Annotated in this window: 12 protein-coding genes and 1 pseudogene; all 13 read right to left on the bottom strand. The window is 34.4% G+C overall.

All coding sequences use genetic code 11. The annotated features are described in order from the left end of the window. Positions 1–16 precede the first annotated feature (16 nt). Positions 17–1,393 (bottom strand): APC family permease, encoded by a 1,377-nt coding sequence (locus tag JOC70_RS01300; protein ID WP_204597116.1) that lies wholly within the window; start codon positions 1,391–1,393, stop codon positions 17–19. 254 nt (positions 1,394–1,647) lie between these two features. Next, positions 1,648–2,139, bottom strand: a pseudogene (locus tag JOC70_RS01295) (GNAT family N-acetyltransferase); the annotation flags it as partial. 119 nt (positions 2,140–2,258) lie between these two features. Further along, positions 2,259–3,320 carry a response regulator transcription factor gene (locus tag JOC70_RS19125; RefSeq protein WP_243429014.1) on the bottom strand — a complete coding sequence of 354 codons (1,062 nt, stop codon included), beginning with the start codon at positions 3,318–3,320 and terminating at the stop codon, positions 2,259–2,261. A 20-nt stretch (positions 3,321–3,340) separates the two neighbouring features. After that, positions 3,341–4,564 carry a PocR ligand-binding domain-containing protein gene (locus JOC70_RS01280; RefSeq protein ID WP_204597114.1) on the bottom strand — a complete coding sequence of 408 codons (1,224 nt, stop codon included), beginning with the start codon at positions 4,562–4,564 and terminating at the stop codon, positions 3,341–3,343. Positions 4,565–4,962: 398 nt separating this feature from the next. Further along, positions 4,963–5,667 (bottom strand): MIP/aquaporin family protein, encoded by a 705-nt coding sequence (locus JOC70_RS01275; protein WP_204597113.1) that lies wholly within the window; start codon positions 5,665–5,667, stop codon positions 4,963–4,965. A 99-nt stretch (positions 5,668–5,766) separates the two neighbouring features. Further along, entirely contained in the window at positions 5,767–6,924 is a 1,158-nt protein-coding gene (gene dhaT, locus JOC70_RS01270; protein ID WP_204597112.1) for an iron-containing alcohol dehydrogenase, read from the bottom strand. Between the two features lie 44 nt (positions 6,925–6,968). After that, positions 6,969–7,394, bottom strand: a complete 426-nt coding sequence (locus JOC70_RS01265; RefSeq protein ID WP_204597111.1) for a GlcG/HbpS family heme-binding protein — start codon at positions 7,392–7,394, stop codon at positions 6,969–6,971. Positions 7,395–7,424: 30 nt separating this feature from the next. Beyond that, a complete protein-coding gene (locus JOC70_RS01260) occupies positions 7,425–7,940 on the bottom strand; it encodes a cob(I)yrinic acid a,c-diamide adenosyltransferase (RefSeq protein WP_204597110.1) in 516 nt (171 codons plus the stop codon). 18 nt (positions 7,941–7,958) lie between these two features. Further along, the gene (locus JOC70_RS01255; RefSeq protein ID WP_204597109.1) at positions 7,959–8,309 is read right to left on the bottom strand and encodes a glycerol dehydratase reactivase beta/small subunit family protein; all 351 of its coding nucleotides are present in this window, start codon (positions 8,307–8,309) and stop codon (positions 7,959–7,961) included. Next, the gene (locus JOC70_RS01250) at positions 8,309–10,150 is read right to left on the bottom strand and encodes a diol dehydratase reactivase subunit alpha (RefSeq protein ID WP_204597108.1); all 1,842 of its coding nucleotides are present in this window, start codon (positions 10,148–10,150) and stop codon (positions 8,309–8,311) included. The genes JOC70_RS01255 and JOC70_RS01250 overlap by 1 nt, the downstream gene beginning before the upstream one ends. A 27-nt stretch (positions 10,151–10,177) precedes the next feature. Next, positions 10,178–10,600, bottom strand: coding sequence for a diol dehydratase small subunit (locus tag JOC70_RS01245; RefSeq protein ID WP_204597107.1), 423 nt, complete (start codon positions 10,598–10,600; stop codon positions 10,178–10,180). A gap of 19 nt (positions 10,601–10,619) precedes the next feature. Then, a complete protein-coding gene (locus JOC70_RS01240; protein WP_204597106.1) occupies positions 10,620–11,195 on the bottom strand; it encodes a propanediol/glycerol family dehydratase medium subunit in 576 nt (191 codons plus the stop codon). Between the two features lie 19 nt (positions 11,196–11,214). Then, positions 11,215–12,879: a propanediol/glycerol family dehydratase large subunit gene (locus JOC70_RS01235; RefSeq protein ID WP_204597105.1), complete on the bottom strand. Its 1,665-nt coding sequence runs from the start codon at positions 12,877–12,879 to the stop codon at positions 11,215–11,217. Positions 12,880–13,017 lie beyond the last annotated feature (138 nt).

Here is a 13,017-nt window from a genome sequence, read left to right as displayed (position 1 = left end):
TGAACTACTCTTTTAATTAGATATCCTTACTAACAAAACTTGGACTTTGAGATTTTGACTTATCGAAAAATACCCCTACTAACATAATGACTGCAAAAGTAATAAGGTACCATATAACCGCCATTTTATGAGAAAAACATGCCGCAACAATCATAAACAGACATCCACAAATTGCAAGAATAGGAGCAACAAAACGCTTAAAAACTCCCAAATCTTTTTCATTTTTAATAAGCATAATGAAAATCGGAATATACGCAGCATAAATTGTAACGATAGGCAGCTCTGTCATGTCAAAGTTAAAGAAGCCAAACCATGACTCAGTAAGCTGTGATCCATAGAAGTAAAGCAGCCATATCCCGCAAAACAACAAACCAAGAATAGCAGAGTTTGTTGGCATATTTGTTGCCTTATCCACTTGCTTGTACACGTTTGGAGCAGGTCCCATATCACGAGCAGCCAGAGCATATATACCACGAGTACAGCCAAGCATAAGACCATTCAAAGTACCCAAACAAGAGATTACAACGAATACGAACATCGCAGTACCCCCGACCTTTGAGAAAACTTTCTCAAAAGCTATTCTTGCACCTTTCTCACCGCTTTCCATCAAGGCAACGTTGCTCACTGCTCCTGAAAGTCCTATATAGTAAAGTATATAGGTAATAACTACAATAAGTGTTCCAATGACAAGAGCTTTAGGAAGATTTTTCTTAGAATCTTTCAATTCAGCATTGATAGAGGTTGCAATAATCCATCCTTCATATGCAAAAGCAGTGGCTACAACAGCTGTAAACAAAGCGCTACCTGTGCTGACCTGCTTAGTTATGGTAGTAAAGTTTGCAACAGTCATACCAGTGGATAGGCCTACGATGGTACCGATAACAGCCATGATGAATAGTGGAATCAGCTTAATTGTGGTAGATGTTACTTGGAACTTACCAGCAAGCACAGGAGACAATGCATTGACAGCATAACTTGTTACAAGATAAAAACCGGTGATTGCTAGCGCCTCGGGACCAACGATAGAAAAATCCAGCAGTACACAGGTATAACGAGCTGAGACCCATGCCAGTGCAGCGGTAAGAGTTGGGTAGTATATAGTAGACATAAACCATCCGATGTAATAACCATACTTTTTACCCATTGAAACCTCTGCATAGTCTACAATACCATTAACATACTCATAACGGGTTGCCATAATGGAAAATGTATAGGCACATACGACCATGATTGCGCCACCGATAAGCCATGCTAAAATGCCTAACATCAAGCTTCCTCCAGTTGCAGTAAGGACCTTTTCTGCCTTAAAAAACACCCCGCTTCCAATAACGATACCCACTACCATAGCAATAGCAGTGATTAAGCCATACTTCTTGTTAAGATTTGATTCCAACTTTCATCCCTTCCTTCTTATAATTTTAATAATGCCAAAATATTTGTTCCCATAGATTTACATCTATGCAAACTTCAACATTTTTATACCAATTTATGTTATATATTTATGATAAAATTATTTACCCCTAGTTGTCAACAAAATAAAAGAAGAATCCCCATTATTTAGAGACTCTTCTTCTTTATCATTTTTGGTTTTCCCATATTTTTACTTTATCTATTGTTATCTTAATTACAATTAGTCTTAAAATAAAATTACAACTTTATAAAATCACACTTTTTTATTGTGACAGGAGTGACTAAGTCACCATAAAAATCTTTTGCTTCTCCTGTAACTTCGCATCCAAATTTTTCTAACATCTTTAAAGTTATATATCTTGCTTCAATAAAGATTTTATCAACCTCAAGATCAAAAAGTTCATTTAATGAAAACATAGCTATTTTCTTACCAAGACCTATACCACGTATTTTTTTATCAACAGCAAATCTTCCCCAATGCCATTTATTCTCTTCTCTCCAACCTGCGGCCACTCCAACAATATCTTCGCCAGTTCTTGCGCACCACCAAATTGGATTCAACTCTTCATTTATAGGTATTAAGCTTTCAGGAATATTCTGCTCGGTCGTAAACACGTCTGTAGCTAACTTGATTGCATCTTTCATATGATTCGATGAAACTTTTTCCATTATTATTCTAGCATCATTTTTTATAAGATTATTCTTTGATGCAAGAATATGAATTTCCTCTTTATTAATATCTTATACCTCAATTTTGTTGATATTATTAACAAGATTGTACTATGCTTGGATATATATTACAAGATGTAGCACTACTTTAATAATACTAATTTTTCTTCCATATGCCGCTAATCTTTCTTACTTCTATACTCTGTAGGCGTTATTCCTTCTATTTTCTTAAAAACTTTGGTGAAATACCCACATTCATAATACCCAAGCTCTGATGCAATATTTACAATAGGTATATCTGTATTCTTAAGCATCCACTTGGCTTTTTTCATTTTATATTTTGTTACATAGGTTGTAAAGTTCATTCCCATTTCTTTTTTAAATAACTTGCTGAAATAATATGGACTAAGATTTGAAACACTTGCTACGTCTTCTAGCAATACTTGTTCTCCATAATTTTCTTCAATATATTTTAAAGCTGGTTCTAATGCTTTGTTTAAACATTTTGGCTTTGCAACATCATTTTTCTTTACTTCTATATTATTTTGTGGTGTTTCTGAAAATATCAATGTTAAAATGTTATATATATAATTACCAATAGACTCCATGTCTTTAAGGAATTTGAATTCAGATAAGGTTTCCTCTTCATTTATCCAATCATTATCTCTGAATCTAAATTTAGAAGCCACTTTAATCATCTTTTCCCCAAGCAATTCAATCTTTTGTCTAAAATACGCTGCATCTTCATTACTTGCTAAGGTATAACTTTCAATAATGTCATTTATTAGCATTTTGGCCTCATTTTCTTCTTCACATATAATTTTATCTATTAGCAATAATTCTTTCTCTTTAATTCTATTTTTATCAATTTTTAAATTATCAATTTGAACACGTAAAACTTCTAATAATTTCTCACCTTTAACAGGTTTTAAGATATAATCATTTACCCCTAAAGTTAAAGCTTTATGAATCAAGTCAAAATCATCATATGCAGTAAGCATAATGATTACCTTATTTTCATTTTGCTTCTTTATAATTTCTGAGGCTTTTATTCCATCTATACCAGGCATCTTTACATCCATAAATATTATGTCTGGATTTAATTTCATATCAAGTTCTATTGCTTCTCTTCCATTTCCTGCTTCACCTACAATTGATACCTGATTTTTTAATTTTCCAAGCATTATTTTTAGTACTTCTCTCTCCAAGACCTCATCATCTACTAATAATATTTTATACATTATAGATCTCCTGTACATGTCTATTTTGGCAAAATAATTTTAACCTCTGTGCCATTATTTATTGTACTGTTTATGTTGAGATAATATTTATCTCCATAGTGGTATGTGAGCCTTTGTCTTATATTAATAATTCCTATTCCACTTGAAGTATTTCTTTTATATTCTTCATCTTTTCCCTGATTTATTAATTCAATCATATCATCTTCAATTCCTACACCATTATCTTCAATACATATTACTACAGATTTACCAGATTCATAAACGGTTATTTTTATTACACCGCCTTCTTCTTTTGACTCTAATCCATGTATTATAGAGTTTTCTACAAATGGTTGAATAATCATGAAAGGTACTTTGACCTTTTTGCATTCTCCTTGTATATCGATATGAAATTCTAGCCTTGGCCCAAACCTTACCTTCTGAATTTGTAAATAAGCAGATACATAATTAATTGCATCTTCTAATTCTACCATTTGATTTACTTTCTTCAAATTATACCTAAGCATTTTTGCTAAATCACAAATAACGTCGTGAGTTTTTGGTGCTTCTTCAATTAAAGCTAGTGCAGAAATGCTATTTAAAACATTAAATAAAAAATGAGGATTTACTTGAGATTGTAACGCCTTTAGCTGAGCAGATTTTAATTCCTTTTCTATCTCTATTTGTTCTCTTTTTGCTTCCATGTACTTAATATTTTTTTCATTCAGCTCCGTTTGCACTATTTTTAAAGCACTCTCATTTACAATATAATTACTAATATGAAACATCATCTGAACAATGGACTCAATTCTATCAAATGGTATAGTTGGTAATCCTTTATAAGCTTCCATAAGTTCTTTATCTTGCTCAATATTAGTATTGCATTGAATAATGCTTTCTAACTCTGCCCCTTTACTCTCGTCGGTCAAGACCTGACCTGCCATTAATGCTCCTAAATATTGACCTTGTACAGTAATAGGTACTGCAAAATCTACCAATCCCATGTGGCACTTATATATATATGGTTTACCTTTCCTTACTGCTTCAAGGCCTCCTCTTGAATCACACTTTTCACACAGTTCTCCGAGCCTACTGTCTTTACGTACAATACTACAAAAATCAGTACGCCTGCTGTGTCTAGTTACAGGTTTCCCTTTATAATCCGTTGTAATAATTGCAAGTCCAGTTGCATCTGCTATATCGTCCTGTATCTTCTGAAACACTTTAATATCTATAATATTCTGCAAATTAAGTCCGTAATCCACTATTTTATCCTCCGCGTAACTTATTTTATTATAAATCACTGCTTAATTATATTAAAACAATTCAAGAAATTCAATAACATTAAATTGGACATTTTAAAATAATGTTGAACATCCCGTATGGAATTTGCATTTAGGAAAGCCGTTCACTTCGTCAAAAAGCTCTAATATTTCTGACTTTGAAACGCCTAGGCCTTCTAAACTCGCTGTCGCTCAGGCAGTAGAAGGCTCTATACGGTGTTTTAAAGTCAAAAATAAAGAGCTTTTACAACTTGTTCAATGCTTTCTACAATGCAGATTCCATACTATATGTTCAACATTAAAAATATCACTTAAACCTGCTAAAGGAAGAAATTCAGCTAACTGAATTTCGACTAGTCACTGATATTGTCTTGTATTTTCTAGAATATTATGCTGTAACTTACTGCTGCTATTATTCCTCCAAGTATAGGAGCTGCTACTGGAATCCATGCATAGCCCCAATCGGAATCCCTTTTGTCTGATATAGGTAAAATCTGATGCGCTATACGTGGTCCTAAGTCTCTAGCAGGATTAATTGCATAGCCAGTTGTTCCTCCTAAAGTAAGTCCAACTGCCCAAACTATGCCCCCTACAACTATAGGAGCTAATCCATCAACCATAGGTGTATTGGCAATACCTAATATCCCAAATACTAAAATGAAAGTACCAATTACTTCACATATGAAATTTGAAGCTGTATCTTTAATTGCTGGGCCTGTACAAAACACACCAAGCTTTGCATCTTTATCTTCTGTTGCTTCAAAGTGAGGTCTATAAAATACCCAAACTATTACTGCCCCTAAAAACCCACCAACAAATTGAGCAATCAAATAACTAGGTACACTTCCCCAAGGAAATTTTCCTATTGCAGCAAGTCCAAGTGTTACCGCTGGATTAAAATGAGCTCCACTGATAGTTCCAAATATAAAAACTGGTATAACTACTCCTAAAGCCCATCCTGTTGTAATAACAATCCATCCAGAATTTTGAGCCTTTGTTTTGTTAAGTACTACATTGGCAACTACTCCATCTCCTAAAATTATGAGAATCATTGTTCCTAACATTTCTGCTAAAAAATTTTCCATATCTTGTTCCCCTTTATAAAAATAATGTTTCTACAAACTCTACTCTGTATAATACCCTTGACTTTTACATCAAGGGTATCAATAGTACTTTAACTAAAACTAAAATGCAGCTTTAAGTATTGAAACTATGTCTTTTTCATTTCCTTTTCTTGGGTTACTGAATGCATTACCATCTTTTAATGCCATTTCAGCCATATATTCAAAGTCTTCTTCCTTAACTCCCATTTCCTTTAAGCTTGCTGGAATTCCGATATCCTTTGAAAGTCTGAACATAGCGTCTATAGCTTTTTCAGCAGCTTCCATAACTGATAATCCAGCGATGTTTTCTCCCATGAATTCAGCAATATCTGCAAATTTCTGTGGGTTTGAAATTAAGTTGTATCTTTCAACATGTGGAAGAAGCATAGCATTAGCTACTCCGTGTGGCATATCATATAATCCACCTAATTGGTGAGCTATAGCATGTACATATCCTAAGTTAGCATTATTAAATGCCATACCTGCTAGTAATGAAGCATATGCCATGTTTTCTCTAGCTACTAAGTTATCGCCTAAAGCAACCGCTTGTCTTAAGTTTTGAGCTATTAATTTGATAGCTTGTATTGCAGCTGCATCTGTTACAGGGTTAGCATCCTTTGAAACATATGCTTCAACAGCGTGAGTTAAAGCATCCATTCCTGTAGCTGCTGTTAAGCCTGCTGGTTTTTTAACCATTAACATTGGATCATTGAAGGATACTAAAGGTAGGTTTCTCCAACTTACTATAACAAACTTAACCTTTGTTTTTGTATTAGTTATAACGCAGTGTCTTGTTACTTCGCTTGCTGTTCCAGCTGTAGTATTTACTGCAACTATTGGAGGAAGAGCATTTGTCAAAGTTTCAATTCCTGCATAGTCATAAAGATCTCCTTCGTGAGTTGCAGCAATACCTATACCCTTACCACAGTCGTGAGCACTTCCCCCTCCAACTGTAACGATCATGTCACAAGCTTCACTGTTAAATACTTCTAAACCTTCTTTTACATTTGTATCCTTTGGATTTGGCTCTACTCCATCATAATATGCAACTTCTATTCCAGCTTCAATTAAGTACTTAGCAGTTAACTCAACTGCTCCGCCTTCCATGTTTCTTAAAAATTTATCTGTAACTATTAGAGCTTTTTTACCGCCTAATATTTTGCATCTTTCACCAACTAAGCTTATGCAGCCAGCTCCCATAAAATTTACACTTGGAACTAAATAATCATACATTCTCATTTTATATTTCCTCCTAAAGTTTTTATATTTATATAATTGATGTTCTACTTATTAAACACTTCTACAGCAGCTTGTGCTATAGCCATGTCTTCTTCAACAGTTCCGCCGCTTACTCCAACTGCTCCAACCACTTGTCCGTCTACCATTATCGGGAAACCTCCGCCAAAAGTTACTATTCTGCAGTTGTTAGTTAACTGTAATCCATAAAGGCTTTCTCCAGGTTGAATGTTTGGTGTTACCTCATGAGTTCCTATCTTTAATGCTGCTGAAGTAAATGCTTTATTTATAGCTATATCTACACTTGTTATAAATGCATTTTCCATTCTGTGCATAAGCATTAAGTTTGCACCTGCATCTACTGCTGCAAATACTACTGGTACATTCATGCTACAAGCTTTTGCTTCAGCCGCTGCAGCCATTTCTTTTACTATCTCTAAACTTAACTGTTTTATTTCATTTAGTTTTTTCATAATTCTTATCCTCCTTCATAAATAACTTTGTTATCTTTCTTCTTCAAATCTAGCCATAGCATATAGGGCATCTGAAAGTCTATTTACATATTTTTTAACTTCTTCTCGAACCTCATCTTCTCTGCCCAAAGTAATTATTACTCTCTCAGCTCTTCTTGCCACAGTTCTTGCTACATGAAGCATTGCTGAAACTCTGTTCTTTCCTGGAGTTACAAATCCCTTAAAAGGCCCTGCCTTCTCCATATACTTATCTATAATTTTCTCTAAAATGTCTATATCACTTTGCTGAATTAATTCCCTTAGATATTTCATTCCATTTTCATCACTGGCAAGTTCTGCACCTAGCACAAATAACTTTTTTTGAATATCTATTATTTCAGCTTTAAGCTTTTCATCTTCCATAAAGGAATAAGCTGCTCCCATATTAGAAATTAGTTCATCTATAGTTCCGTATGCTTCTACTTTTAAACTGTCTTTTTCTGCTCTACTGCCTCCAAATAAGGAGGTAGCTCCTTTGTCTCCAGTTCTCGTATAAATTTTACTCATATAACCACTCCATAAAATTTACTTAAAGGCTATTCCCTTAACCAGTCTTCCTGCATTAGCACCTAAATTTCTTAGAACCTTTTCTTCAGAATTTAAGCTGCTAATAAATAATGGACTTTCTTTTTTTAGCTTATTAAATGTAAGTGCTATTTTTCCGTTTGAATGAATTCCTATACCTACAGCTAATCTTGAGTCTTGAGCAGCCTTATAACTTAACTCTAGAAGATCTGCTTCATTTTGCTCTTTAACTTCATAAGGTATACCTTCCTCCTCTATTCCAAATAACACTTCATTAAAGGTTGATATATCCTTTATTTCAGAGGAGTAATAAATATATATACTTGGCTTATCATACTTATATTCTCTCATTAATTACCTTCCTCATTTCCATTAAAGGCTAATATAAGTCCTGTAGCTACAGCATTTCTTGGTCCTTCAGTACCTCTTATATTTCCTCTTCCAGCTACTACCCCATACTGAGATAGTGCATCTGTTACCAGTTGAGGTACTTCAAAGTCTAATGAAGAACCACCTACTAATACTACAAATTCTATATCTCTAATGTTTCCAGTTGGAGAAACTATGCTTAATGCTCTAAGGCAATTAGTAACAAATACCTTTTCTTTTGCACTTCTTCTTATGATCTTTATCTTTTCTAAAGAGCTTTGTCCATCTATAGGAATTAGCATGCCTTCTTTTAATATAACTACCTTTGCAAATACAGAAGGATCTAGTGGATTTTCAAAGAATTCTACTGTTCCATCCTCATGTCTTATATGGAATAAACTTTCAACCTTTGCTAAAGGATATTTCTTAATATCTTCAGCTAAATTAAAATCTTCTAGCCCAAGTTCTGATTTAATTAGCATTGTTACCATGTTTCCAGCACCAGCTAAATGTATAGAGCATATTTGTTCCTGCTTATTTATTATTGATGCATCAGTGGAACCAGCACCCATATCAAGTATTGCAAGAGGTTTACTGCTTCCAGGAGTAGTTAGAGCTCCTCTAATAGCCATGTCGGCTTCCACTCCTCCAACCTCTACAGTGAAATTTAACTTTTTCTGAAGCTTGTCTGCAATCATTTGCATTTGAAGCTTATCAGCCTTAACCATAGCAGCTATTCCTACTGCATTTTCCATGGAAAACTCTTCAGCGAGGCCCCCTTTAACCTTTTGAGGTATAAAGGTATCTACTGCTAAAAGATCTTGAATCTTTATATCAGCTATTTTCTGCTTAGTAAGCTTTGCCATTACCTGTCTTACTCTTTCAAGCATTCCACCAGCATTAGTTCCATATTCACCTTTTATGTCCTGTACAGGAACACAGAGTTTAACAGCTTCCATTATCTTTTCAGCGCCCTCTTCCACATCTACCATTTCTTTTCTCTTTAGCCCGTCTATGTGGACTTTACCTGCTGGAATTCTTTTTTCCTGTACATCTCCCTTAGGTGTTTTTATAACTACTGCAGATCTGTTTCCTATAAGTGCTCTGGATATAGGTACTATAAGCTTTGTTTCTTCTGAAGTTAATTTAAATACTGTAGCAATACCATAAGGGTTAGATAGTGTTTCAACTACTCCACCCTGCTCTGCTACCTCTACGGCTGCTTTCATCCCCACTGGAACCTTTTCTAAAAGCATTACTTCATCAACAATAGGTATCTTTTTTTCTAATCTATTGTTTATTAAAACCCCATCATCTCTTTGAACCACAGCAGCTGTTATGTTTATTCCCTTTTCTACTGCTGCATTTATTCTCATAGCTGCCTCTATGAAATTTACTTTACTTAATATTAAAACTATAAATTGATTCTCTTTAGTTAATTCTTCTACTTTTAATGTATCTAGGTCTTCAATATATATAGTTTTTCCTACTCCAAGGCCTATTCCCCCTGGTGTAGTTGGATTGTGCCCAATCATAGTAGATTCTGTTATTATAGTTTCTGTTATAGTTTCCATGGCTACATCCCCTATAACTGGTGCAGCCTCATTTATTCTTACCAAATCTAAGTCTGTAAGTTCCATAGATACTTTTTTTAAAGCTTGCTTTAAGGAGGAAAATACTCCTTGTATATTTTCTTCTGTACCCTTTATTCCTGTTGTTGGAACAATTCCACTGGAAAGAAAATCTACCTTACCATTGTCTACTCTAGCTAAAGCTACTTCTGTTGTTGCATTTCCTATATCAACGCCTGCAATAATCTTCATATGTTTTCCTCCTTAATTAAAGCTTGTCTACTCTTGTCTTAACTTTTCTCTCTTTTCATAAACTTCTGCTGCTTCTCTTACAAAGTCTGCATTTACATTTGCTTTATATTTATTTTCAAGTTCTTCTGCTATATCTAAAAGTTCTTCTTTTGTAGAACGATATGGTCTTAAAGCGTTATAAATTTCTAGTATTCTATCATCTGGAACTGCTATAAGCTCTGCTGCTCTTCTAAAGTTTCTAGCCATAGCATGTCTGTTCATTCCTTCTGCTATTTGAGCCTGCATTTCTAATGTTTCTGGTGATATTCTAACGTCCTCTGGTTTAATTTCTCCACTTAGTACATTTTCTAAAGTTACATCTTCTAACTTCTTTCCTGTTGGTGTTTTTATGATTTCAGGATTTTTAGTAGCTAAAGGATAATCCTTAGGATTCATCTTTCTTTGTTCCATAATTTTTCTCCCTCCCAAATTAAAACTTAACTTCTATCTCTAAAGGTTTTGCTCCAACTTTTACATGCTTAGTTTCTTTAATATGAAGTAAAGCTGCTTTTGCCATAAACTTAGGTCTTGCCATTTGATCATTTTTAATTGGAACTGGCGTTGGGGATTCCCCCTTAGCATACTTTGCTGCATTTTTTCCTATTAATCTAAAAATTTCAAGTGTTAAAAGTGGTGCTTGTGAAAATAGTTCTAAATTATTTAAAGGAAGTAAGTCTTTTTGATGAATAACTGTTGTTCCCTTTGACTGAACTCCTATTCCTATTCCAGATCCGCTGAGCTTTGCTGCATCATTAGATACAAAGGAAACATCAGAAGTTCTTATTATTCTAACCACGCGAGCAGTTAATCCTTCTTCTTCTACTCCTGCTATAATTTCTCTTAACACATCGCTGTGACTAACACCTGCTATCGTTTTGTTTTGGAACTTTAAAAAAGCTGGTGCTAAACCTATAACAACTTCATCTGCTTTTATTCCAACCTTTGCTTCACCTACTTCTGTAAGCTGAAGTTCTGGTATAGCATATTCATTTGATACATTCTCCATAATCTTTCACCTCTATCAATTATTGAATATCTTCTGGATTTATTACATTCTTAATATCCTTGATTTCTTCCCATCTCTCTTTGCTTATTCTATAACCTGTCCCTGGTCCTCTATAATCATTGATATCATTAACTGCGCTTATAACATCAAAGTTCTCATCAAGTATTGCTGATGTCTGTAGATAATCTCCAGTTACTCTCTGCTTAAGCATGTTTAATACGTTACTTGCAATATCATCAAATCCATTTTTGCTTAATGCTTTAACTATATCTATACCAGTGATTCTCTTCTTAAGCATTTCTTCTGCTGCCTTTAAGTCCTCAACCACATTTCTCTCTGGCATATCCTTACTTCCGTGAGCATAAGTTGCTGCTTCAACTTCTTCATCAGTTACAGTTGGAAATCCTAACTCCTCAAATACTGCTTGGATTGCTTTTGCTGCTTTGTTTCTTATTGCAATAGTTTCTTCTTCTGAAACTGGTCTTAATCCACCATCTACCATTAAGTCTCTTTGAAGTACGTTGTAATCATCAAAGTCTTCTGCATCAAAGTTTGAACCTGCAAACATATTGTCATAGTTAGGAACTGCACTATATCCTGAGAATATAAAGTCTGTTCCTGGAAGCATTTGCATAAGTGTTCTTGCTGTTCTTCTTATATCAGAGTGTGAGAAAGTTTGATCGTTTGCTGAAGCAACTTCTATATCAAGCATAGTAGTTATTAAGTTTTCAGCAAGTACTGCTCTTATTCCTGAAGGAACTGCTCCTGTCATACCTATACAGCTAACTGCTCCATTTTGAAGTCCTTGAACCCCAGCCCCTTTTGTTATATATATACATCTTGCTTCCAAGTAAAGCATTGATTTTCCTTCTGAATATCCCATTAATGCTTCTGAACCTGTACCTGATGTAAATCTCATCTTAAGTCCTCTTGAAGCGTAGGATGATGCTAAGAATGCTTTTGACCATGGAGTATCATCTCCATCAGTAAATACCGCTTCAGTTCCATATACTGAAACTGTTTCAGCATAGCTTGTAAGTCCTCTCATACCAAGGTCAAGCTCTGTAGCTTCTTCTATTGCACATTGAGTTAAAACTCCTCCACGTCCTACTTGAGAACCTATAAGTATTGCTAGTGCATTAAATGGTGCATATCTTACTATACCAACTGTAGTTTCTTGTTCTGAGAAACCTCTAATAGCTGCTTCTGCTGCATCTGCTGCAATTTGCACTGGGTTGTCCTTTAAGTTTGTAACATGGCATTGATTTGATGGAGTTTTTCTAGCTCTCATCTTTTGAAGTGCCATCATCATTTCAACTACGTTCATGTGTGATACAACTTCTACTATCTTTGCTGGTGTAATTGATGTTGTTATATTTACAATTTCATCTCTGCCAACATTTATATCTACAAGCATTTGAGAAATTTTTAACGAGTCTAAGCCCATTGATTTTTCAGCATTTTCTAAATTAATTGCGTAGTCTGCTATAAATCTATCTATTGTATCGAAATCTTCTCTTTTCTTTCCATCAAGTTCTACTACTACTCCATTTTCCATTTTTATAGAAGGCTTGGGATCATTTGGGCTATCCATTGCTATTATTCCTTCTTCTGGCCATTCACCTATAAGACCGTCTTGGTTTACAGGACGCTGTGCTAAAACTTGAAATCGTTTTGATCTCATTAATTATTCCTCCCTTTTCTTACACTTACTATTTATTATTAACTTTCTATTTTCCTATGGATTGTTACTTTTTTATCTATGTAATAATGATACAATAAACTTGTTTAAACTTTATCAAACTATATTGGCATGTATTTG

The organism is Clostridium pascui (assembly GCF_016908015.1).
In the GTDB taxonomy this organism is placed as follows: domain Bacteria; phylum Bacillota; class Clostridia; order Clostridiales; family Clostridiaceae; genus Clostridium_AK; species Clostridium_AK pascui.
Note: the sequence above shows the minus strand (reverse complement) of the source record. Positions and strands in the feature narration are given on the sequence as shown.

Coding starts and splice junctions, on each gene's coding strand:
- JOC70_RS01255 (WP_204597109.1), bottom strand. CDS start 8,309: ATGAGAGAATATAAGTATGATAAGCCAAGTATATATATTTATTACTCC.
- JOC70_RS01240 (WP_204597106.1), bottom strand. CDS start 11,195: ATGGAGAATGTATCAAATGAATATGCTATACCAGAACTTCAGCTTACA.
- JOC70_RS01275 (WP_204597113.1), bottom strand. CDS start 5,667: ATGGAAAATTTTTTAGCAGAAATGTTAGGAACAATGATTCTCATAATT.
- JOC70_RS01235 (WP_204597105.1), bottom strand. CDS start 12,879: ATGAGATCAAAACGATTTCAAGTTTTAGCACAGCGTCCTGTAAACCAA.
- JOC70_RS01250 (WP_204597108.1), bottom strand. CDS start 10,150: ATGAAGATTATTGCAGGCGTTGATATAGGAAATGCAACAACAGAAGTA.
- JOC70_RS19125 (WP_243429014.1), bottom strand. CDS start 3,320: ATGTATAAAATATTATTAGTAGATGATGAGGTCTTGGAGAGAGAAGTA.
- dhaT (WP_204597112.1), bottom strand. CDS start 6,924: ATGAGAATGTATGATTATTTAGTTCCAAGTGTAAATTTTATGGGAGCT.
- JOC70_RS01245 (WP_204597107.1), bottom strand. CDS start 10,600: ATGGAACAAAGAAAGATGAATCCTAAGGATTATCCTTTAGCTACTAAA.
- JOC70_RS01260 (WP_204597110.1), bottom strand. CDS start 7,940: ATGAGTAAAATTTATACGAGAACTGGAGACAAAGGAGCTACCTCCTTA.
- JOC70_RS01265 (WP_204597111.1), bottom strand. CDS start 7,394: ATGAAAAAACTAAATGAAATAAAACAGTTAAGTTTAGAGATAGTAAAA.